Raw genomic sequence first — 20,488 nt, forward strand, 5'->3', positions numbered from 1 at the left:
CCGCGATCAGGGTCGTGCACGCCCCTGCCAGACATGGCTCTAATCCAAACGGGTTTCAAATATGGTAACTCAGCGCGGGCTACGTTTCAGCCCACGATCACATGCTCGTCGCCGAACCAGAGTGGCGAGTTGGCGAGGTCGATGAACTTCTTCTCGTCGTCCAGCAATTCGCGCCCGGCGGCCGCTGCGGCCTCGCTCGTATTGGCGGCCATGGCGTCTTCGCTCTCGAACCACAGCTCAGCCACACCGTCATATTCCTCCGGTGCGCCGCGTGAGCCTGCAATGCCGGTGTTCAGCGCGTCATGCCCCGTGTGCAGCTGGACATAGCGCACCACGCCCAGTGTCTTCGCATGCTTCGCCACAAGCGGCGCGTGGCTCTCGCGCCAATAGGTCTGGAATTGCTCGCGGCTGAGATGCGGCAGGCGGCGAAGGCAGAAGGTCAGCTTGATCATGGGAGGAACCTAGTCGTGGCGTTCAGGGCTGTCGATCAGAACCTTTCGTCTCAAGCCTGCGGATCGATCAGGATCTTAATCTCGCTCGGATTCTTCGCGAGGCTGTCAAAGGCCGCTTCCGTTCGCTCCAGCGGCTGGCGGCTGGTAATCAGGCGCGCCGCCTCATCCGGATGCGCGCGGATCATCTCCAGCGCTGCCGCAAACTCCTCCGGTCGGTACGCAAAGCTGAATTCCAGCGTCAACTCCCGCACGATGGCTTCCAGCGGCGTCAGCTTCTCCACATGCGGGCAGACACCCACCACGATGATATGGCTATGCGCCGGGGCTGCCTTGACGATCTGGTCGATCACGCCGGGCGCGCCGGTGCATTCGAACACATTGATGCCCGGCGGCAGACCGCTGAACTCGCGCTCCAGCAGAGGCGACATAGGATGCGGTGTAAAGGCAAAATCGGTCCAGCGACTGAAGGGCGAATCCACGGCCGGGTCCAGCACGATATCGGCGCCGAGCGAAGCCGCCACGGCCCGCCGCTCCGGCGAGAAGTCTGCGGCGAGGATCGGCCCGCGCCCCTGCAGGCGCAGCGCGAGGATCACTGACAGGCCCACAGGTCCACAGCCAATCACCATATTCGGCCCCGCATTGCGGCTCGCTAAATTGGCCGCGTGCAGGCCCACCGAGACCGGCTCTGTCAGCGCGCCAAGGTCCGCCGGCACATCGCCGGGAATGGCAAAGGCCCGCACCGCATCCACGCAGCTCAGCGTGGCCAGCCCGCCGCCATGGTCCGGCGACAGGCCGATGGCCTGCGGTGCGTCATGGCCATGCGTGAAGGGCAGGGCGGTAACGATCTGGCCAATCTTCAGCGCGGTGTCCGTCCCGGGCGCCATGCCGACCAGTTCGGCCGAGAATTCATGGCCGGGAATGATCACTGGCAACTGGCCCTGTGCTTCGGGCGGCGTTGCATCGGCGGCGGCCGCCATCTGCTTGCGCAGGCTCAGGTCGCTGCCGCAGATACCTGTAAAAAGTGGCCGCACGAGCAGCTGGCCTTTCGCAGGTGTGGGATCGGCCAATTCGCGAATGGCAAAATGGTGCCCCTGGAGGGTTGCTGCGCGCATGGCTTAGCCCACCGGCAGTTCGGCAAAGCGGGCGATCTCGGGCTGGCCCGTATGCGCCGTTGCCCCGCCATCCGCCACGATGATCGAGCCGGTCACATAAGACGCCGCATCCGAGGCGAGGAAGGCAACCACATTCGCCATCTCTTCCGGCTCCGCGGCGCGCTGCATCGGAATGCGCTGGGTCCAGTCTTCCTTCAGGCCCGGTATCTGGTGAACGCCCGCCGTGATCGGTGTGTCGACGAGGCCGGGACAGAGCGCGTTCACGCGAATGCCATCCCGCGCATGGTCCACGGCCAGTGCCCGCGTATAGTTCACCACAGCGCCCTTGGCCGCATTATAGGCGGCAAAGCGATAATCCCCGCCAAGGCCCGAGATCGACGCCGTGTTCACGATGGCGCTACCCTGCGGCATATGCGGGATGGCCGCGTGACACGCATAGAACACCGAGTGCAGGTCTACCGCGATCACGTTCTCCCATGTCGCGGCATCCATCTCCACGCTGGTGCCATAGCTGCCAATGCCTGCATTGTTGAAAAGGATGTCGATCCGGCCATGGCTCTCTACTGCCGCGCGGATCAGCGCGTCCACATCGGCCTGTTTCGACACATCGCATTTCACTGCCAGCGCTGTCGGCCCCAGGTCGCGCGCCAGCGAGCGTCCGCCCTCGTCGCCAATATCTGCCAGCACGACATGCGCGCCCTCGCGTGCCATCAGGCGGGCCGTTGCTGCGCCAATGCCGGAGGCTGCGCCAGTGATGACGGCAACCTTGTTCTCGAATCTTTTCATGGTCATTTGTCCCGCTGCCCCGCTCAGGCCTTGGCGGCGCTGGGAGGAGACTCGTTGGCCCAATCGGGGCAGCGGTCGGCCACGGCGCCGGCAATCTTTTGCCAGGCAGGCACGGTTTTCGCGAGAAACCTGATGTCGAAATTTTCCTGTCCGCGAAACTCCAGAACTTCGGCGCCTTGCGGGCCGGGCGTGTAACGATAAGCCTTGTTCGCGCCGACGAAAAAGCCGTCGCCCGCGTTCAGCGTTTCCGTGCCGAGCTGCAGGCTCCCGGCGACAACATAATAGAGGCAATCCACATCATGCGTGTGCAGAGGAAGCGGGAAGCCGCTCTTGAACCAGGCATAGGTCAGGCTGAAGCCCGGTTGCGAGAACAGCGTCTTGACCACATTGCCCTCGGCAAAGCCCGCTTCCAGCGCCACGCCAATGCCGGCTTCCAGTTCAGGTGTCATGTCGGCCACATCCATGTGCGCCGTCTCGTCGAGTGACGGTGCATCGGCCGTGCGGAATATCTGGAATCCGCCGCGGTTCACGGTGTCGGACTGTTCCTGGGTGGCTGTGTGGGGCAAAGCTGTTTCCTCCGTATCGGCCGTTTTCCGGCGCTTGTGTTGGGCTTGCCCGACTTGGGTCGGGTGCCGTCTTTCCGAAACGCTACCCCAAACGCTATAATAGTCAACACTGACCAATATGAATTGTCTTCAAGGTTGACGGCCCCTGTGCTCACCCGGTTAAGGTGTGTCATGGACACGCAGACAAAGACGCTTGAACCGGCCCATCCCGAACGCCGCCGCCGCACACGCCGGGGCGAGGAAACCCGCCGCGCGCTGATCACCGCAGCTGTCGATTGCCTCAGCCGGACGGGCTATGCCGCCACATCGGTGGAAACTGTCATGGCCGCTGCAGGTGTCAGCCGCGGCTCCGTGCTGAACCTTTTTCCCACACGCCTTGCGCTCATGTCTGCTGCTGCCGATGCCGCCATGCGCGCCATGGTGGCCGACACGCAGGCGCGCTACGAATCGATCAGCGACGCGGCCGTCAAATACCGCGCCATGTGCGATCTCTTCTGGGACACGCAGAACATTCCGGAATCGGCGGCCATCACGGAAATCCTGCTCGCCGCGCGCTGGGATGCCGCCCTCGCCGCCGAACTCAGGCCCATCGCCCAGCGCATTGAAATCGAGATCGACCGCGACATCGCTGACATCGCTGCTGCTGCCGGCGCAAAGGACGTGACTGCCTGCATCGTCCATGCCCGCATCCTGATCCTCAGCCTGCGCGGCATCACGATCGAGCTGATGTACGACCCGTCACGCGACATCATCCACCGCGCGCTCGACCGTATCCGCGCCGAGCATCAGGCCCATTGCGACGCGATGGGCATTCCCGCCTGCTGACGCCACGGCATTGCGCCGGAGGCTTTGACAAGCGCGCCGCTCCACCAGCATAGTTTACCGCACGCCAAGCAGGGGAGGGCATGACTTATGGCCAAGGCATTGAAACAGCACAAACCGGTCGCCGAGCATTATCTCGAAGGCGCCAAGGGCACCATCGCGCACAAGTTCCCGTTCCCGGCCAGCGCCGTCTGGGCCGCCCTGCTTGATGCCGAAGCGTGGACCGAATGGCTGCCCATTACAAAGGTCACCTGGACCAGCCCCAAGCCCTTCCGGGACGGCACAACCCGCACAGTCGAAGTCGGCGACATGGTCATCGAGGAATATTTCTTCCTCTGGGAAGAAGGCCGCCGTATGGCCTTCCGCTTCGACAAGTCCAGCCTGCCCATCTCCGCCGGTGTCGAAGACTATGAGATCGTCGACGTACTCGGCGGCTGCGAGCTGCGCTGGACAGGCCGCGCCAGCGCCATCTTCCCGCTCGGTTGGCTCGTCACCAAGCAGCTCGCCGGCGGCCTCAAGTCCGGCATGCCAAAGCTCGAAGCCCTGATCGCCGGCGACAAGGCCCGCTTCGGCCTCTAGGCCCGCGCGGTGATCGTCCAGCAGGCGGCGTCAAAGCGCACCGTGTCTCCGTCAACATAACGGTTGAACGCGGCGCGCACCGCCGTGCTCAGCCGGTCGCGCGTCTCGGCATCGGCCCTGTTCAGCACCACACCGAGCGGCCCCATCTGCATCAGGTAATTGCGCAAGGCCGGCTCCGGCATCTCACACGCCACATCCACCGGCATCAGGCTCACATCGCGCCAGCCGGCCGCTTCCAGAATGCCGCGCACATGGGTCGCGTCGGCAAAGGCGAACTGGCCTGGCCCCTCGGCCTTGCGCACCGGGAAGTCCGGGATCAGTTTTACCGCCGCGCGCTCGGCCGTCGTCATGAACGGGTTCTCGTCTGCGCTGCGCCACGCAATCACATGCAGCCGACCGCCCGCCATTGCGGCCCGGCGCAGGTTTGCAAACGCCGCCACCGGGTCGCGAAAGAACATCACGCCAAAGCGCGACACGATCATCTCGATGCTCGCATCGGCAAAGCCATGATCCTGCGCGTCGGCACAGAAGAACTGCGCGCTGGATCCGGCCGCTTTCGCCTTCGCCACGGCGGCGGCAATCATCGGCTCGGATATATCAACGCCCGCGCACTCGGCCTCCGGCGCGGCCTCCGCCACGGCCAGCGTCGTCGCGCCGGTGCCACAGCCGACGTCCAGCACACGCCCCCGGCACCTAGCCGCCGCTTCGGCCAGCATCGCCTCGAACGGGCGGAGCATCGCGTCCAGCACGTCCTGACCGCGCACCCACGCTTCGCCCGCCGCGCCGTTCCATAAGGTCTTCTGGTCCACGGCTGCAGGGCCTGCGTCGCTCATTGGTCTCTCCTCGGCTTGCCCGCTTAACGCACCAACAGGGCCACCAGTTCAAGCGCTCCCTCGCGTCAGCTGACGGCGTCTGCCGCCAGCGTCACTTCAAGACCGTCATACGCGCTTGTATCGTCGCCATCCTTGGCCACATAATTCGGCCACGCGCGCATATAGTCCACGAACGCTGTGCTCAGGCCCTGTGCGTTCAGCCAGGCTTCCGGCACCGGCAAAGGCGGCGACGCATAGGCCGCGTCCCGGCGCACGCGCTCGGGGAAGTCATGCCGCAGGATCGCCCCGCGCCCGATCACCACGAAATCGCATCCCGCGTCCAGCACGCTCACCGCCGTTGCCGCATCCATGATCTTGCCTGCCGCGCCAAGGCGGATCTTGCCCCGGTCCAGCGCTGTGAACAGCGACACCAGCGTCTGGCCCTTGAAGGCCTCGTCGGCGGGCTCCTTGTTCACGTCCCAGGCCGACAGGTCGAAGAAGTCGATCACCTGCTCGGCAAACACGCGCTTGGTCACGGTCAGCATCTCGCCCAGATCAAGGCCAAAGCGTTCTGGCGACAGGCGCAGGCCAAGCTGGAAGTCCGGCCCCGTTGCGGCGCGAATGCCATTCACAATCTCGAACAACAGGCGCGCCCGGTTCTCCAGGCTGCCGCCATAGGCATCCTCGCGCTTGTTGATCTCCGCCGACAGGAATTGCGCGATGATATAGCCATGCGCGCCATGCACTTCCACGCCGTCAAACCCGGCCTTTTTCGCGCGCACTGCCGCCGCAATGAAATCATCGCGCAGCTGCTCCACTTCCGCCAGCGTCAGGCCGCGCACGCCCTTGTCCGCCTCGTCCGACGGGCCCACCGGCACGCCGACAAGATCGGCCGGCGAACGGTCGCCTGCATGGTGCAGCTGCAGCGACGAGACCGCGCCCCTGGCCTTCAGCCCGGCGGCCAGCCGCGTCAGGCCCTCGATATGTTCATCCCCGAATGCGCCGATCTGGCCCGGAAAGCCCTGACCCACGGCCTGTACATGCGCCGCCGCCGTCATCACCAGGCCAAAGCCGCCTGTCGCCCGTAGGGTCAGCCAGTGATATTCCTCATCCGACAGGGTTCCGTCGGGATGGCTCTGCGTATTGGTCAGCGGCGCCAGCATGAACCGGTTCTTCCACGCGGGCCCATGGGCCAGTGTCAGTGTTTCAAACAGGGGAGCGGTTGTCATCATGGGCCTCGTGCAGGGTCTGATCGGTTGCGAACGCCGCACGCGACAGCGCCGACCCAAGCAAGATGGGCCCGCCCCCGCCAATGGCAACATATCGTGTTGGTTTAGCGGGGCTAAACTTGAATAACCTTGCGGTAGGGGCCTGCGTCGCATCGTGCCCCAAATTGTAAGAAATCCCCCCACTTTTCCCACCCCCTCCCACCGCGCGTATACTGCGCGCCATGCACCCGGCTCACGCTCATCTTTATGCGCACGTCCATGTCGTCTTCTGCGGACTTATGTAGCAGACGCGCCAAGGGGCAGCGGACATGATTAAGCTGCTAGCATCAATCTTGGTCTGGATCGTATCTAGCCATCCGAGTGCTGAATGGAGAGACATCAGTGGCGCGGGCGTCATACCGGGGCTCGACAGAGCGGTAATGCGCAGTAACGGTTTCAACTTTCTTGAAGACCGTTCGGTACGTGACAATGGCCTCGACAGAGATGGAAATAGTTCCGTCTTTCATCGCCTCCTCATAGTCGGCAAGACGGCTGTCCTTAAGCTCGCTGTGCAAAGTCGCTAAGTTGTGCGGATCGATTGTTTTGAGCCCCTCTTCCACATTCGTGGGCAGCGGTTCATTCAATTTTACCTCATCTCCAACCTTGATCTTAAGACGGTGGGTGGCGCCAAAATCGAGTGTTGGAGTATTCCCGGCATTCGTCCAATGGGAAATAATAAGGACGCCGCAATGTTTGCCGTTTTCCCTGAACAGCTCAATAGTCATGCGGTTACTTACCGGGTACGCGACAGTTTGAGCCTCGCCAATTTGGCGGGTTACGCGAACGGCGTCCTGGGCGGCGAGAGTTGCTGAGGCAGCTTCTTTGAGAGTGATGGCGATATAGACAACACCGACAGCGGTCACGACCAGCATGAGCAAAGCCCACTTTGCCATATCTTGCTGGGCTTTCAGGTCATAGTAATCGGTGGATTGTTCATATGGGGGTGTGAACGCCTTCGTAAGGCACGTCGGAGCATCAATCAGCGCGCTCGTAGATACGCATTCGATAAAGCCTTTATTCTCATACTCGGAAGCGGCATTGTTGCGCTCTGTGCGATGTATGTGGCTATAAACGAGCCATACTGCTAAGCAGATAACGCCAGCAAGAAAGATTGAGACGATTAGTCCTCGATGCTTAGGCTGCTCACTCCCGTTGCGCTCAGACATTGTAGTATGAAAGCCCCAGTGAACTTCCCCCTACAGATCTTGTTGCGACTGTCGGCACCGTTCCCATAAAACCAAGTCTCCTCAAGCTCTTCGGCTCGGTAACTATACCCGATTCCCCACAACTTGAGTTGCGCATTTCTGTGGGAAATCCCCCCATTTTTCCTCACCCCCTCCCACTGGGCGTATAATCCGCGCCATGCACCCGGCTCACGCTCATCTTTATGCGCACGTCCATGTCGTCTTCTGGCCATGGCTGTGGCTGCAATTGTGGAACCTGAACCGCTGGATGAAGGAGAGCGGGCAGGGCCTGCTCATCTCCGTCGACCGCTGCGGCACGATCTATGTGGACGCCATATCCGACGCGCCGGAACAGGGGCCGCGCAGCATCAGCGCGCCCGTCTCGCCGCGCCTCGCGGCAGCGCTAGCGCCTGAAATTGAAACATCTCCGTATCCCCGGCGAAAGCCGGGGTCTCATGCAATCCTGTCCCTGCTCGCCTCCGCGAGAGATCCCGGCCTCCGCCGGGAATACGGCCACTTGGGCCCCATACCGGACACCTGACCCGCAATCCAATCCCCGAAAACCCGAGACCACCCTCCAGGCGCCCTCACAGGCGCCGCATGTGCAGCGTTTTATGTTACGCCGCAGACCCCTGCGCAGGCGGGGGTCCATGGACCAATTGCTCCCCAAGAGGCGTGTTGCCTGTTCCGGTCCATGGATGCCTGCCTGCGCAGGCAACTTCGGACGGGGGGCTCACTCAGTCGTAATCCACTTTCTCAAGGAACAGCCCGTCCGGCGGTGAGACCGGCCCGCAGGCCTTGCGGTCTGCCGCGTCCAGTATCTGCGTCATCCAGCGCGCATCGCGCTTGCCGCGCCCCACTTCCACCAGCGAGCCGACCATCGAGCGCACCTGCCGGTGCAGGAAGCTCTGCGCCGACAGCGTACATTCGATGCGGTCGCCATAGCGGGCGACATCAAACTTATCGAGCGTCTTGACCGGGCTCTTCGCCTGGCATTCCACATCGCGGAACGTGGTGAAATCATGCGTGCCGAGCAGAACCTGCGCCGCCTCATGCATCCGGTTTGCGTCCAGCTTCGGCGAGATGCGCCACGCGAGGCCGTTCTCCACCGTCAGGTTGGCGCGCCGGTTGATGATGACAAAGCGATAGTGGCGCGCCCTGGCGCTGAACCGCGCGTGGAAATCCTCGTCCACCTTTTCCGCCTTCAGCACGGCAATCGGGTGGGGCCGCAAATGCGCGTTGAGCGCGTCGGCCACCTTGCCGGGGCGGTCAATCGCAAAGTCGCAATGCGCCACCTGTCCCATCGCGTGCACGCCGCTATCGGTGCGCCCCGCGCCATATATCTCGACAGGCCCGCCATCCAGCGCCGCAGCGGCCTCTTCCAGCGCGCCCTGAACCGTCGGCTTGCCCGGCAGCCGCATCCAGCCCTGATAAGGCCCGCCATGATATTCGATGAGAAGTTTGTAACGCGCCATGCTCAACCTGCCTCGAACGCTGCGGGATAGGTCAGCGTGCCCGATCCCGGCGCCGCATCGGTCAGCGCCCGCGTCATGAAGGCCGGCCCGTTCCATGGCGCTGTAAAATTGCAGGCCATCTCGGCTGAAAAACCGAAGCGCGGATAATAGTCCGGGTGCCCCAGAACGAACACGCGTGTCTCGCCTGCGCCCTCCAGCGCCAGCAGTCCCGTGCGCACCAGCCCGCTGCCCACGCCCTGCCGCTGCCGCGCGGGCAGTACAGACATCGGCCCAAGGCCCACGGCCAGCGGCGCGCCGTCAATCTGGATGCGGAAGAACTGTACATGCCCCACGATCTGGCTGTCATCATGCGCAATCAGGGACAGTACGCTGTCGCCATCCCGCTTCAGCTTGCGCACGATCTTGCCCTCGGCCGATTGGCCGAACGCCGCCGTGTTCAGCGCCGCGAGCGCGTCAATCTCGTCATCATGCGCCGGGCGAATCCACACGCTCATCAGCTCAGCACCGTGCCGGGCACAATCGGCGTGCCGTTCAGGAACACCGCCGCCGTCATCGGCCCTTTGCCGGGGCGCTGCAGCTGGCTAATGCGTACCGCGCCGCCATCGCCGCACGACACCAGCAGCCGGTCGTCCAGCACCGTGCCCGGCGCCGCCCCACCGCTCGCCCCGGTCGCTTCGCTCATCAGCAGCTTCAGCCGCACAGGCTCTGCCTCGCCTTCCGGCGTCCAGTGGCAGATGGCACCGGGGAAGAGGGAGAGGCCCCGTATCTGGCAGTCCACCTCGGCAGCAGGCTTTGACCAGTCAATCGGCTGGTCCGCCGCCGTCAGCTTGCTGGCATACGTGTCGCCGCCCTCCGGCTGCGCCACAGGCTTGAGCGACCCGTCCGCCAGCCCGGCCAGCGCACGCGGCGCCAGCTCCGCAGCCAGCTCCGCCAGCCGGTCGTGCAGATTGCCCGCTGTCGTTGCCGGCGTGATAGGTGTGCGCGCAGAGGCCAGCACAGGCCCGGTATCGAGCCCGGCATCCATCAGCATCGCGTCCACGCCGGTCTCACTGTCGCCCGCCATGATCGCCCGCTGGATCGGCGCAGCGCCCCGCCAGCGCGGCAGGATCGAGGCATGCATGTTGAGGCAGCCAAGGCGCGGCGCATCCAGAATGGCCTGCGGTAGGATCAGCCCGTAGGCGACCACCACAGCGGCATCGAGGCCGAGCGCCGCAAAGGCCTCCTGCTCCGGCGCCTTCTTCAGGCTCTTCGGCGTGCGCACGTCCAGCCCGTGTTCTTCCGCCCAGGCCTGAACCGGTGTCGGCGTCAGCTTCTTGCCCCGGCCGGAAGGGCGCGGCGGCTGGGAATAGACGCAGGCGATCTCATGGCCCGCAGCGACCAGCGCGGCGAGCACATCAACGGCAATCTGGGGGCTGCCCATGAAGGCAAGGCGAAGCGGTCTGGTCATGGTGCGGGGGTCTAGCGCGCCCGGCGCAGGCAATAAAGGAAAGATTGGACCCGAAGGCTCAGGCGGCGTCTTCGCGCAGGCTGCGGAGCTTCGCCTTCTTCACCTTGTCGACGGCCCGCTGGCGCTTGAGGCGCGACAGATAATCGATGAACAGCGTGCCCTCGAGATGGTCCATCTCGTGCTGGATGCAGACCGCATAGAGGTCTTCGGCCCATTCCTCGATCTCGTTGCCATTATAATCCATGTAGCGGATGCGGCAGCGCTGGGGGCGTTCCACCTCGTCGAAAATGTCCGGCACGGAGAGACAGCCCTCTTCATAGGGCTGTGTCTCTTCAACCGTTTCGAGGATTTCCGGGTTCACGAAATAGCGCGGCTTCGGCTCTTCGTCCTCACGGGCAAGGTCCATGACGATCACGCGCAGCGGCACGCCAATCTGGATTGCGGCCAGACCAATGCCCGGCGCGTCATACATGGTTTCCAGCATGTCATCCATCAACGCGCGAACGTCGTCGGTGACACCGCCTTCAACGGGTTTTGACACCTCCTTGAGGCGCGGGTCGGGTACGGTGAGGATCTCGCGAATGGCCATGACAGTCAGATATGTAGGGTAGGGCGTTTGGTCAACTGGTGCGGTTCATTCCGCCGGCAGGGCTTTTTTCTTTGTGCCGAAGTCCAGCTCACCCACCGGTTCGGGCGTATTGGCCCGGTTTTCGATCTGTTTCGGCTCGGCCAGCGGCTTGTTCGGCGGGGCGATTTCCATGTCTTCGAACTTGCGCAGCGTCGGCAGCACGCGCTTGTCGAACGATCCCATGGCCGAGTTGAAATGGTCGACCGAGCCGTTCAGCGTCTTGCCCAGCTTCTCGATATGGCCAAGCATCACGCCCATCCGGCCATGCAGTTCGGCGCCAAGCTCGGCGGCCGCCATGGCATTCTCGTTCTGGTGATGCTGGCGCCAGAGATGGGCCACGGTCCGCGCCAGCGCGATCAGCGTGGTCGGCGTCGTCACGATCACCTGGCGGCTCATGGCCTTCTCGATCAGGTCCGGCGAATGCTCCAGCGCTGCGGCGAAGAAGTTCTCTCCCGGAATGAACATGGCGATGTAATCAAACCGGTTGCCGAGGTTTGACTGATAGTCCTTCGAGGCCAGCGTGTTGACGTGGCGCTGAACGCTGGTCGCATGGGCCTTCAGGTGGACGATCTTCTGCGCCGGGTCTTCGGCTTCCACAGCCGCCATGTAGGAGGCGAGCGACACCTTGGAATCGATCACGATCTGGCGGTCGCCCGGCAGGCGGATGATCGCATCCGGCCGCTGGCGGCCTTCCTCGGTCGCGTCATGGACCTGCTCACTGAAGTCGCAATGGGCCGAGAGGCCGGCCTGCTCCATCACATTGCGCAAGGTCATCTCGCCCCAGCGCCCGCCACCTTTCGGCGCGGTCAGCGCGTTGACCAGCTTGCCGGTCTCGGCAGTGTTTCGGATCAGGCTTTCGCCGATGGATTTGACCTGCTCCGACAGGAGCGACTTGTCCTCGGTGCGAACCTTTTCAAGGTCGTCGACCCGTTTCTTGAAGGCGTCAAAATTCTCGCCGATCGGCTTCATCAGCTCTTTCAGCTCGCCCTGCGCGCCTTCCCGGTGGCGCTTGAATGTCTCGTCCGCGCGTTCCAGGAATGCGGTGTTCGCGCGCTGCAGCACGCCTTGGGCCAGATGCGCAAATTTGGTTTCTTCCTCTGCGCTGCGGGCGCGTGCCTCGGCGAGGGCAATCTCGGCCTGACGGGCCACTTCCTGCTGGGTGCGCAGCGCTTGTTTCGTATCGGCCAGGTCTTCTTCAGCCCGCTTCAGGTCACGACGGATGAGGGCGGTACTGCCTCGCAGCGTCCACGCGAAAACGCCCATGCCAATCGCGGCCAGCAGGAGGAATACATGAACGGCATCAAGGCCGATCGAGCCGATAGTGATAAAAGGTGTCATTCAGATATCCTGCCACGATTCTCATGGAACATATCTAGAACGAATACGGCTGTCACGCCTCATCCGCAACCAATTCGGCTCAGCCGTTGGCGGCTTCGCCAGCGCGGGCATTGAGGCTGTCGATCAGGTCGCCGGTAATCGTGCCAGTCACTGGAAGGCCATTCGCCGCTTCATAGGCCCGGATTGCCTGCGCAGTGGACCCGCCGACGACGCCGTCCGGCGTCCCAATCTGGTAGCCGAGCGCGGAGAGCGCCACCTGCACGCCCTGAACCTGGAGCGGGTTGCCCGTGTTCCATGGCTGGGCGCCGAAGCGGCCATTGCTGATCGCATTGTCGCGCGAGGCTTCCCATGCAACGGCGCGGTTATGGGCCTGCTCGGCGGCTTCCGGAGAGACGCGAGCCTTCAGCTCCTTGACCTTTGCCGGTGCGCCCGGATCACCACTCTTCGAGGCCACTTCAAACCAGAAGAGGGCTTCAGTCAGGTTCGGGCTGATGCCGAGACCCTGCTCATAAAGAATGCCGAGATTGTACTGGCTGTCGACAATGCCGAACTCTGCGGCCTTGCGGAACCACTCGACGGCGCCAGCATAGCTCTGCGTACCGCCTTCGCCTTCGGCAAAATAGACGGCCAGGTCGTGCATCGCTTTGACGTTGCCGCCCTCGGCGGCCTTCTGGGTCCAGTCGCGGGCGAGGAACAGGTCTTTCGGAACGCCCATGCCCTTTTCGTGCAGTTTGGCGAGGCCATACTGGGCAATCGGAAGCCCCTTGGTGGCCGACTTGCGCATCATCGAGGCGCCAGCGGCGTAATCGCCGGCAGCGATACGGTCCTGCGCCAACTGGTACTGGGCGATATGATTGCCCGAGGCCGCTGCGCTCTCGACGGAGACAAATGGCGAGATGGCCGGGAAGCTGGCGGTTGCCGCCATCACCTTGGCGGCCGGTTCGGGCTCAGGGGCAGGCGTCGGCGCAGCCTTGCTCTCGACCGCTGCCGCCGCTGCAGGCTTGGGGGCAGGGGGAGGGGCGGGGGCGGCAAGTTCAGCCGCGACGTCTTCAGCATCGAACAGATCGGCATCGGTTGCGCCTGCTGGCAGGGCTTCCGGCACAGGTGCGCCGTCCAGTGGCGCCTCGGCCAGCGCAGCCGCTTCAGAGGCGGCCTCGACAGCCGACACAGGTGCCTCAACGATTTCGGGTGCACCCGGATCAACATAGGTGTCGACCGATGCGGCAACGACAGGCGCAGCCTGCTTGCCGCGAATGTATAGATAGCCTCCTACGGCAGCGCCGGTGATTACGACGGCCGATGCAGCCGCATAGAGTGGCAGCTTGCTGGAGCCTTGCGTGCGGTAGCCGGGCATGTCCGTACTGCGCCGGTCGCGGCGATGCGCGGCGGTTGCAGGGCTCCCGGCCGCGCTGATTGCGGCGCGGCGGGCGCGGGCGATATAGTCGCTTGTATCGTCTTCGCGGATTGCGAGCGGTGCCTCTTCGTCTGCCAGCATTTCGTCCTGCGCAGGGGCAGGCGCGGCGGCGGGCAGGAGGGCTTCGAGGAAGTCGTCATCCTCGTCATCATCTGTATCGAAGATGTCTGAGGCGCGAGCCTCGGTGTGGCTGTCATGCACGCCATCAATGCCGTCCAGCTCGGACAGCGGATCGAAATAGGCTTCCGGCCCGATCTCGGCTTTTGTGAGGGGGGCGGCATCATGCGGCGCGTCTGCGCTGGCCGCGTCCGACTTGCGGGCGGTTTCCAGCGCCGCATTCCATCCCTGGATACCGGCTTCGAAAAACTCGTCGTCATCGTCGTCTTCAGCATAGGCGTCAGGCGCATCGCCAAAGACGTCCGAAGTGTCGGCCTTCAGGGCATCGTCTTCGCCAGCGAAGAAGTCCTCGTCGCCGATATCATCGTCCGCATCCGGCAGGCCGGGCATGAAGGCGGCGGCTGCCTGGGCTTGCGGCGGAACATGCACAGCGACGGGCGGCGTGGAGAAGTCAGGGGCATCGGGCAGCGTGTCAGCGCCGCCGGGATCGGCATAAGGCGGCGAGGTAAATTCCTCGAGGCTTTCAAGCCGTGTCGCCAGCGACGCAATCGCGCGCTGCACAGGCGACAGGGCAGAGGTCGACTGGCTCTGCATCTGCTCGAGGCGCTCGGACACATTGGACAGGGCATCCGACAGGCGCGCATCGGTGCGCTTGCGGTTCTCTTCCATATGCGTCGCGATCGCCTTGACCGCATCGTCCTGGCGCTTCTGCAGGCGGGAGGCGACAGTGGCGACCTGTTCGCCGATCTGCTCGATGGCGTCTGCGCTACGGGTTTCGCTTTCAGTCACGCGCTCGTCGACGCGTTCGGCCAGCGTATCGATCCGGGCGCTGACCGTCTCGCCGAGGCGTTCGAACTGGGCGCGCATGGCTTCAGTGGCGGCCGTGTCGTCGCGGGCTTCGACTTCGCGGATACGTTCGTCGAAGCTGGACGACATGCGGTTGACCTGGCTCGACACGGTTTCCATCGCGCGTGTCTGGCGCTCTTCCGTGGCGGCGAGGCGCTTCTGCACATCGGTCAGCTCGGATTTGATCGTGGTCACGGCCGTGCCGTCATAACCCTCGGCGGCGCGGGAAATTTCATCGGCCAGCTCAAGACGGGCCTGATCCACCGTTTCCCGGACCGATTTCGTCAGGTCTTCGAACTTGGCTTCGAATTCGGCCCGCAGGCGGTCAGCCAGTTCCGGGTCGGAGGCCTGTGCGACGGCCTCTATGCGGCTGTCGAGGCTTGTGAACGTGGATTCCAGGCTCTTCAGCGCCGCGTCCGTCGTCGTCTCGGCGCGATTCAGCCGGTCCTGGATGCGCAGCAGCGTGCCTTCCATGGATTCCAGCGCGCCGGAGACATCAGCCTCCACGGCGGACAGGCGTTCGGCCACTTCCTTGGCGGCGCCCTTGGACTGTTTCTCGGCGTCCTCAACGGCCTTCTCGACGCGGGCAGCCGCCTCGGAAAGGGTCGACTGGACTTTGGTCTCCATGCCTTCGACACGGTCATTGAGGTCAGCGAAGCCTGATTCGACACGGCCCTTGATGGCCTGCGTGTCATTCTGCGTCATTTCGCTTTCTTCATAGACATGCGTGGCCAGCTTGCCGAGCGCGTCTTCCAGCGATTTCAGGGCGTCCAGATTCTGCTGGGCGGAGTCATCTTCTTCCAGCCGGCGTACTTTGGATTGCAGCGCTTCGTGCGTGCCGCGAATTTCGTCGATCAGGTTTTCGACATGGCCGATAACCGCGTTGCTGTTGCCTTCGGCCTGTTCCAGCTTGGCGACAAGGCCCAGCACGGTGTGGTCCATGCCCGTGATGGCGAGGGTCGAGCGCGCTTCGGCGGCTTCGATACGCCGGGTCAGGCGGTCCAGTGTTGACGAGGCAGTCGATGGCTGTGGCGGAGGCGCCATCTCGGAATGATTGCGGCCTTGTGGACGATATAGGGAGGAAATCTCGTTCGGCAGGTCGTAATCGTCAGACATCAAAAGGCGGTTGAGGTATTCACCAAGGGTGAGGCCTTCCGCACTGGCGGCTTCGCGCGCCGCATCGCGTGCGCGTTGGTCAATGCCTTTGACACTCCAGGGGCCTGTCTGGTTCATCCCCGATACTCCCTCACCCGGCCTTGGAAGTTAACTTTAGAGGCCGATTCGTTCACACTCGTTTACCGTGATGACAGGCTTGGTCTTAAAGCGAGGTTAAAGGTAAATATTTACCTGCGATTTGGTAATGGATGGCCGTTTCCGTTTACCAAGGGGCAAGTTTCCCCGTACGTTCGCGTAAAGTTGACGTTGACGTTCGCGTAACCCGTGGTCTAAGCTGACCAAATGCATCACAAGACATCACACATTTCCGCCGCCGATAGCCGCACCTTCACGATTTCCGAGCTTGCCCGGGAATATGGTGTGACGCCACGTGCCCTTCGCTTCTATGAAGACAAGGACATGTTGCATCCGGCGCGCGATGGCATGACCCGTGTCTATTCGAACCGGGACCGTGCTCGCCTTACGATTATCGTGCGCCTCAAGCGTCTCGGCCTGCCATTGGCCGATATTCGTGAAATCCTTGATCTTTACGTGCTGGACGACGGCGAACGGGCTCAGAAGTACATGATGCTCGACAAGTTCCGGAAGCAGGTCAAAGAGCTGGAAGTCCAGCGCGAAGACATCGACACGGCGCTGACCGAACTGCGCAAGGGCATCCTCTGGCTTGAGGATCTCATCCAGAAGGTCGGCCCGAACGAAGAAGGCAAGCGCCAGGTCGCGGCCTATGAAGCGGTCGCACGTCGCCAGCTCGACGAAGTCTGATCCACCTCCTTATCCGAGGTCCTGGCAACTGGAACGACCTTTCTAGACGATTGCTCTAGACTGATCGCCAGTTGCCATTTTTGTTTACAAGGAAGCTCACATGCCCCGTTACGACGCACCTGTCCGCGACATGCAATTCATTCTTCATGAAGTGCTCCAGCTTCAGAATTACTCCAATCTCCCCGGCTTCGAGGATGCGACGCCTGACCTGATCGACGCGATCCTGGAAGAGGGTGGCAAGTTCGCCAAGGAAGTCCTTTTTCCGCTGAATCATGTCGGCGACGTGCAGGGCTGCAAGCGCAATGATGACGCCAGCGTCAAAACACCGGACGGTTTTCCCGAAGCGTTTAAAATGTTGGTCGAGAATGGCTGGCCGCTGCTGACCAAGGACACCGCCATGGGTGGCCAGGGCCTGCCGCAGGTCGTCGGTCTGGCCTGGGGAGAGATGATTTCCTCCGCCAACATGGCGTTCGGCATGTATCCCGGCCTCACCGGCGGCGCCTATGAGGCGCTGATGGCGGGCGGTTCGGAAGAGCAGAAGCAGAAGTACGGGCCGAAAATGGCCTCTGCCGAATGGGCAGGCACGATGAACCTGACCGAGCCGCAGTGCGGCACAGATCTCGGCCTGATCAAGACCAAAGCCGTGCCGCAGCCTGATGGCAGCTACAAGATTACCGGCCAGAAGATCTGGATTTCCGGCGGCGAGCAGGACCTCACCGAAAACATCATTCACCTTGTGCTTGCCCGGATCGAGGGCGCTCCGGAAGGTATCAAGGGCATCTCGCTGTTCGTGGTGCCCAAATATATCGTCAAGGAAGACGGCTCGCTGGGCGAGCGCAATGCCTGCTCCTGCGGCGGCCTTGAAGAGAAGATGGGCATCCACGGCAACGCGACCTGCGTCATGAACTATGACGGCGCGACCGGCTGGCTCGTCGGCGAGGAACACAAGGGCATGCGCACCATGTTCGTCATGATGAACGAAGCCCGCCTCGGCGTTGGCCTGCAGGGCCTGTCGCAAGCCGAGATTGCCTACCAGAATGCCGTCGATTTCGCGAAGGACCGCGTTCAGGGCCGGTCGCTCAATGGCGCCAAGGCCCCTGAGAAAGTGGCCGATCCGATCATCGTACACCCGGATGTGCGCCGCATGCTGCTCGACCAGAAAGCCTTCATCGAGGGCGCCCGTGCCTTCGCCTACTGGACTGCTTTCCAGGGCGACCTGCAGCACAAGTCAAATGACGAAAAAGTCCGCGAGCGGGCAGGGGACTATATGGCCCTGCTGACGCCCGTCGTGAAAGCCTACCTGACCCACAAAGGGTTCGAGAGCGCCAATGTCGGCCTGCAGGTGCATGGCGGTTCGGGCTTCACCCGCGAGTGGGGCCTTGAGCAATATGTCCGCGATTGCCGCATCACCATGATCTATGAAGGCACGAACGGCATTCAGGCGCTCGACCTTGTTGGTCGCAAACTCGCCAGCAATGGCGGGCGCGCCGTGTTCAGCTTCTTTGCCGAGCTTGACGATTTCATCGGCACGGCGGGCGACGATGCCGAACTGAAGCCCTTCATCGAAGGCCTTTCGACCGTGCGGGCCCAGCTGCAGGAAGGCACGAACTGGCTGATGCAGAACGGCATGTCGGATTTCAACAATGCTGGCGCCTCCAGCCACGACTATCTGCACCTCTTCGGCCTCACTGCGCTTGCCTATATGTGGGCGCGAATGGCCAAGGTGGCGATCGACAAGAAGGCCGACGGCGAGCCTTTCTATGCCGAGAAGCTGCTGACCGGCCAATACTTCCTTGACCGCATGCTGCCCGATGCCGCCTCGCATCTGGCCAAGGTCAAGACCGGCGCCAAGTCGATGATGGCGCTGTCGGTCGATCAGTTCTGACGCCGCTGGGGGTGTGCGCATTCGCGCGCACATCCCTGACGCAGCGTGACCACTGTGCAAGCGGCGGTCTGTTTCTTACATGTTTACGTGAACGTAAGCGGCAAGTGCCGCGTCAAAAATCAAAGGGAAGACTGAGTAATGCGCGAGAGTCCATTGAATGTGCCGAAGTCGAATTGGCGCAATGACGAGGAAATGGACATTTTCTCCGATGCCGTCGCCCAGTTCTTCGAAAAGGAATGCGCGCCGCACGTTCCGGCGTGGCGCAAGGCTGGCATCGTGCCGCGCGAGATCTGGACCAAGGCAGGCGAAATGGGCCTGCTCGGCGCATCGGTGCCGGAAGAGTATGGCGGCGCGGGCGGTGATTTCCGCCACGAGGCCATCATCATCGAACAGCAGCAGTGGAAGGGCGTCGACGGCTTCGGTATCACGCTGCACAACGCCATTATCGCCCCTTACATCACCGCTTATGGCACCGAAGACCAGAAGCAGCGCTGGCTCCCGAAAATCTGCACCGGCGAACTCGTCACCGCCATCGCCATGACCGAGCCGGGCGCAGGCTCTGACCTTCAGGGCATGAAGACCACCGCGAAGAAAGACGGCGACAGCTACATCATCAATGGCTCGAAGACCTTCATCTCGAACGGCCAGACCGCCAACCTGATCCTCGTCTGCTGCAAGACCGACCCGACCCAGGGCGCGAAGGGCATCTCGATCCTGTGCGTCGAGACCGATGGCCTTGAAGGCTTCGAGCGCGGCCGCAACCTCGAGAAAGTCGGCCAGCATGCGGCCGATACGTCCGAGCTGTTCTTCAACGACGTGCGCGTGCCGGCGTCGGCACTGCTCAGCGAGGAAGAGGGCAAGGGCTTCATCCAGCTGATGCAGAAACTGCCGCAGGAGCGCCACATCATCGGCCTTCAGGGCATCGGCATGATCGAACGCGCAATCCACGAGACCGTCGAATATGTCAAAGGCCGCAAGGCGTTCGGCAAGACGATCTTCGATTTCCAGAACACGCAGTTCAAGCTCGCCGAAGCCAAGACCGAAGCGACTGTCGCAAAAGTGTTTGCAGACCATTGTACAGAATTGCTGCTGAAGGGCGAACTCGATGCCGCAACAGCCTCCATGTCGAAATACTGGATCTCCGATCTCCAGTGCAAGATCATCGACGAGTGCCTCCAGCTACACGGAGGCTTCGGCTATATGGACGAATACCCCATCGCCCAGATGTATGCCGACGCCCGCGTCCAGCGCATCTATGGCGGCGCCAACGAAGTCATGAAAATGCTCATCGCGAGGACACTCTAGACACATATGCCTGACAGCAAACGCATCACGGAAGTCTTCCCACAGCCGAGCCCGTCCTCGACGTCGCTCGGCTTCAAGCTCCTGTCGCTCGACATGAAGAAGTGGGAGACGCGTGTGCGCTTTGAGGGCCGCCAGGAATTCACCAATCCCGCAGGTGTGATCCAGGGCGGGTATCTCGTCGCCATGATGGATGATACGATTGGCATGTTGACCGGCATGAAGGCGGGCAAGCGCGCCCTGCCTTCGACCGTCGATCTCCACACGCACTTCCTGCGACCCGTGCGTGTCGGCGTTATCGAAGTGGTCGCACGCCTGCGCAATATCGGCCGCGCGATGGTTTTCGCCGAGGCCGAACTTTTCGATTCCCGCGGCAAGGAAGCAGCCCGCTGCGCCGCGAGCCTCACGCTCAACCCGGTGGTTCAGAAACACGATACGCATGATGAGTGATGCTTTCCCCCTCCGTCTCGCGCCTGTGGCGCGATCCACCTCCCCCGCGATGCGGTGGAGGAAAGGG

21 protein-coding genes are annotated in these 20,488 nt (G+C 62.7%); 7 read left to right on the forward strand and 14 right to left on the reverse strand.

Annotated elements, in window-relative coordinates:
• Positions 1-86: 86 nt before the first annotated feature.
• From HOC_RS01920 to HOC_RS01935, 4 genes are read right to left on the reverse strand one after another with little or no spacing between them, the layout of a single operon-like run.
• Positions 87-452, reverse strand: a complete 366-nt coding sequence (locus tag HOC_RS01920) for an EthD domain-containing protein (RefSeq protein ID WP_035535424.1) — start codon at positions 450-452, stop codon at positions 87-89.
• Positions 453-502: 50 nt separating this feature from the next.
• Positions 503-1,564, reverse strand: coding sequence for a zinc-binding dehydrogenase (locus HOC_RS01925; protein ID WP_035535425.1), 1,062 nt, complete (start codon positions 1,562-1,564; stop codon positions 503-505).
• A 3-nt stretch (positions 1,565-1,567) separates the two neighbouring features.
• Positions 1,568-2,350, reverse strand: a complete 783-nt coding sequence (budC, locus tag HOC_RS01930) for a meso-2,3-butanediol dehydrogenase (protein WP_035535746.1) — start codon at positions 2,348-2,350, stop codon at positions 1,568-1,570.
• 23 nt (positions 2,351-2,373) lie between these two features.
• A complete protein-coding gene (locus HOC_RS01935; RefSeq protein WP_051624434.1) occupies positions 2,374-2,916 on the reverse strand; it encodes a cupin domain-containing protein in 543 nt (180 codons plus the stop codon).
• Between the two features lie 171 nt (positions 2,917-3,087).
• Between HOC_RS01935 and HOC_RS01940 the strand changes: the two genes are divergently transcribed.
• Together HOC_RS01940 and HOC_RS01945 are read left to right on the forward strand one after the other, a co-directional pair.
• Complete coding sequence (locus tag HOC_RS01940) at positions 3,088-3,741, forward strand: TetR/AcrR family transcriptional regulator (RefSeq protein ID WP_035535428.1); 654 nt, start codon at positions 3,088-3,090, stop codon at positions 3,739-3,741.
• 87 nt (positions 3,742-3,828) lie between these two features.
• Positions 3,829-4,317, forward strand: a complete 489-nt coding sequence (locus HOC_RS01945) for an SRPBCC family protein (protein WP_035535431.1) — start codon at positions 3,829-3,831, stop codon at positions 4,315-4,317.
• Here HOC_RS01945 and HOC_RS01950 read toward each other — a convergent pair.
• The 4 genes from HOC_RS01950 to HOC_RS22895 form a co-directional block, all read right to left on the reverse strand.
• Positions 4,314-5,150, reverse strand: a complete 837-nt coding sequence (locus HOC_RS01950) for a class I SAM-dependent methyltransferase (RefSeq protein ID WP_035535434.1) — start codon at positions 5,148-5,150, stop codon at positions 4,314-4,316. The two genes, HOC_RS01945 and HOC_RS01950, sit on opposite strands and share 4 nt — an antisense overlap.
• 65 nt (positions 5,151-5,215) lie before the next feature.
• Positions 5,216-6,361 carry an NADH:flavin oxidoreductase gene (locus HOC_RS01955; protein ID WP_084146086.1) on the reverse strand — a complete coding sequence of 382 codons (1,146 nt, stop codon included), beginning with the start codon at positions 6,359-6,361 and terminating at the stop codon, positions 5,216-5,218.
• A 323-nt stretch (positions 6,362-6,684) separates the two neighbouring features.
• The gene (locus HOC_RS01960) at positions 6,685-7,563 is read right to left on the reverse strand and encodes a hypothetical protein (RefSeq protein WP_035535436.1); all 879 of its coding nucleotides are present in this window, start codon (positions 7,561-7,563) and stop codon (positions 6,685-6,687) included.
• Positions 7,518-7,814: a DUF6471 domain-containing protein gene (locus HOC_RS22895; RefSeq protein WP_422120027.1), complete on the reverse strand. Its 297-nt coding sequence runs from the start codon at positions 7,812-7,814 to the stop codon at positions 7,518-7,520. The genes HOC_RS01960 and HOC_RS22895 overlap by 46 nt, the downstream gene beginning before the upstream one ends.
• On the opposite strand from HOC_RS22895, the gene HOC_RS01965 reads away from it, so the two are divergent.
• The gene (locus HOC_RS01965) at positions 7,760-8,122 is read left to right on the forward strand and encodes a hypothetical protein (protein WP_035535439.1); all 363 of its coding nucleotides are present in this window, start codon (positions 7,760-7,762) and stop codon (positions 8,120-8,122) included. The two genes, HOC_RS22895 and HOC_RS01965, sit on opposite strands and share 55 nt — an antisense overlap.
• 196 nt (positions 8,123-8,318) lie before the next feature.
• On the opposite strand, the gene truA is transcribed toward HOC_RS01965, so the two are convergent.
• The 6 genes from truA to HOC_RS01995 all read right to left on the reverse strand — a co-directional run bounded on the left by truA (position 8,319) and on the right by HOC_RS01995 (position 16,079).
• The gene (gene truA, locus HOC_RS01970) at positions 8,319-9,056 is read right to left on the reverse strand and encodes a tRNA pseudouridine(38-40) synthase TruA (protein ID WP_035535442.1); all 738 of its coding nucleotides are present in this window, start codon (positions 9,054-9,056) and stop codon (positions 8,319-8,321) included.
• Between the two features lie 2 nt (positions 9,057-9,058).
• Positions 9,059-9,550, reverse strand: a complete 492-nt coding sequence (locus HOC_RS01975) for a GNAT family N-acetyltransferase (protein ID WP_035535445.1) — start codon at positions 9,548-9,550, stop codon at positions 9,059-9,061.
• Complete coding sequence (gene fmt / locus HOC_RS01980) at positions 9,550-10,503, reverse strand: methionyl-tRNA formyltransferase (protein ID WP_035535448.1); 954 nt, start codon at positions 10,501-10,503, stop codon at positions 9,550-9,552. Before fmt ends, HOC_RS01975 begins: the two co-directional genes overlap by 1 nt.
• A 58-nt stretch (positions 10,504-10,561) precedes the next feature.
• Positions 10,562-11,092, reverse strand: coding sequence for a peptide deformylase (gene def, locus HOC_RS01985; protein ID WP_035535450.1), 531 nt, complete (start codon positions 11,090-11,092; stop codon positions 10,562-10,564).
• A gap of 45 nt (positions 11,093-11,137) precedes the next feature.
• Positions 11,138-12,469, reverse strand: coding sequence for a DNA recombination protein RmuC (locus tag HOC_RS01990; RefSeq protein WP_035535451.1), 1,332 nt, complete (start codon positions 12,467-12,469; stop codon positions 11,138-11,140).
• A 79-nt stretch (positions 12,470-12,548) separates the two neighbouring features.
• A complete protein-coding gene (locus HOC_RS01995; protein WP_035535454.1) occupies positions 12,549-16,079 on the reverse strand; it encodes a peptidoglycan-binding protein in 3,531 nt (1,176 codons plus the stop codon).
• 225 nt (positions 16,080-16,304) lie between these two features.
• Between HOC_RS01995 and HOC_RS02000 the strand changes: the two genes are divergently transcribed.
• From HOC_RS02000 to HOC_RS02015, 4 genes are all read left to right on the forward strand, one after another.
• Positions 16,305-16,784 carry a MerR family transcriptional regulator gene (locus tag HOC_RS02000; RefSeq protein ID WP_051614547.1) on the forward strand — a complete coding sequence of 160 codons (480 nt, stop codon included), beginning with the start codon at positions 16,305-16,307 and terminating at the stop codon, positions 16,782-16,784.
• Between the two features lie 100 nt (positions 16,785-16,884).
• Positions 16,885-18,669 (forward strand): acyl-CoA dehydrogenase C-terminal domain-containing protein, encoded by a 1,785-nt coding sequence (locus HOC_RS02005; RefSeq protein WP_035535457.1) that lies wholly within the window; start codon positions 16,885-16,887, stop codon positions 18,667-18,669.
• Between the two features lie 138 nt (positions 18,670-18,807).
• On the forward strand, positions 18,808-19,974 hold the full coding sequence (locus HOC_RS02010; protein WP_034735814.1) for an acyl-CoA dehydrogenase family protein: 1,167 nt from the start codon (positions 18,808-18,810) through the stop codon (positions 19,972-19,974).
• A gap of 6 nt (positions 19,975-19,980) precedes the next feature.
• On the forward strand, positions 19,981-20,421 hold the full coding sequence (locus HOC_RS02015) for a PaaI family thioesterase (protein ID WP_035535460.1): 441 nt from the start codon (positions 19,981-19,983) through the stop codon (positions 20,419-20,421).
• The last annotated feature ends 67 nt before the right edge of the window (positions 20,422-20,488 follow it).

It is taken from the genome of Hyphomonas oceanitis SCH89 (genome assembly GCF_000685295.1).
GTDB classification, from domain to species: Bacteria; Pseudomonadota; Alphaproteobacteria; order Caulobacterales; family Hyphomonadaceae; genus Hyphomonas; species Hyphomonas oceanitis.

What these genes read in the sequence shown, in the direction of transcription:
- HOC_RS01920 (WP_035535424.1), bottom strand. Translation starts at nt 452, where the DNA reads ATGATCAAGCTGACCTTCTGCCTTCGCCGCCTGCCGCATCTCAGCCGC.
- HOC_RS01925 (WP_035535425.1), bottom strand. Translation starts at nt 1,564, where the DNA reads ATGCGCGCAGCAACCCTCCAGGGGCACCATTTTGCCATTCGCGAATTG.
- budC (WP_035535746.1), bottom strand. Translation starts at nt 2,350, where the DNA reads ATGAAAAGATTCGAGAACAAGGTTGCCGTCATCACTGGCGCAGCCTCC.
- HOC_RS01940 (WP_035535428.1), top strand. Translation starts at nt 3,088, where the DNA reads ATGGACACGCAGACAAAGACGCTTGAACCGGCCCATCCCGAACGCCGC.
- HOC_RS01945 (WP_035535431.1), top strand. Translation starts at nt 3,829, where the DNA reads ATGGCCAAGGCATTGAAACAGCACAAACCGGTCGCCGAGCATTATCTC.
- HOC_RS01950 (WP_035535434.1), bottom strand. Translation starts at nt 5,150, where the DNA reads ATGAGCGACGCAGGCCCTGCAGCCGTGGACCAGAAGACCTTATGGAAC.
- HOC_RS01955 (WP_084146086.1), bottom strand. Translation starts at nt 6,361, where the DNA reads ATGATGACAACCGCTCCCCTGTTTGAAACACTGACACTGGCCCATGGG.
- HOC_RS01960 (WP_035535436.1), bottom strand. Translation starts at nt 7,563, where the DNA reads ATGTCTGAGCGCAACGGGAGTGAGCAGCCTAAGCATCGAGGACTAATC.
- HOC_RS01965 (WP_035535439.1), top strand. Translation starts at nt 7,760, where the DNA reads ATGCACCCGGCTCACGCTCATCTTTATGCGCACGTCCATGTCGTCTTC.
- HOC_RS22895 (WP_422120027.1), bottom strand. Translation starts at nt 7,814, where the DNA reads ATGGCCAGAAGACGACATGGACGTGCGCATAAAGATGAGCGTGAGCCG.
- truA (WP_035535442.1), bottom strand. Translation starts at nt 9,056, where the DNA reads ATGGCGCGTTACAAACTTCTCATCGAATATCATGGCGGGCCTTATCAG.
- HOC_RS01975 (WP_035535445.1), bottom strand. Translation starts at nt 9,550, where the DNA reads ATGAGCGTGTGGATTCGCCCGGCGCATGATGACGAGATTGACGCGCTC.
- fmt (WP_035535448.1), bottom strand. Translation starts at nt 10,503, where the DNA reads ATGACCAGACCGCTTCGCCTTGCCTTCATGGGCAGCCCCCAGATTGCC.
- def (WP_035535450.1), bottom strand. Translation starts at nt 11,092, where the DNA reads ATGGCCATTCGCGAGATCCTCACCGTACCCGACCCGCGCCTCAAGGAG.
- HOC_RS01990 (WP_035535451.1), bottom strand. Translation starts at nt 12,469, where the DNA reads ATGACACCTTTTATCACTATCGGCTCGATCGGCCTTGATGCCGTTCAT.
- HOC_RS01995 (WP_035535454.1), bottom strand. Translation starts at nt 16,079, where the DNA reads ATGAACCAGACAGGCCCCTGGAGTGTCAAAGGCATTGACCAACGCGCA.
- HOC_RS02000 (WP_051614547.1), top strand. Translation starts at nt 16,305, where the DNA reads ATGCATCACAAGACATCACACATTTCCGCCGCCGATAGCCGCACCTTC.
- HOC_RS02005 (WP_035535457.1), top strand. Translation starts at nt 16,885, where the DNA reads ATGCCCCGTTACGACGCACCTGTCCGCGACATGCAATTCATTCTTCAT.
- HOC_RS02010 (WP_034735814.1), top strand. Translation starts at nt 18,808, where the DNA reads ATGCGCGAGAGTCCATTGAATGTGCCGAAGTCGAATTGGCGCAATGAC.
- HOC_RS02015 (WP_035535460.1), top strand. Translation starts at nt 19,981, where the DNA reads ATGCCTGACAGCAAACGCATCACGGAAGTCTTCCCACAGCCGAGCCCG.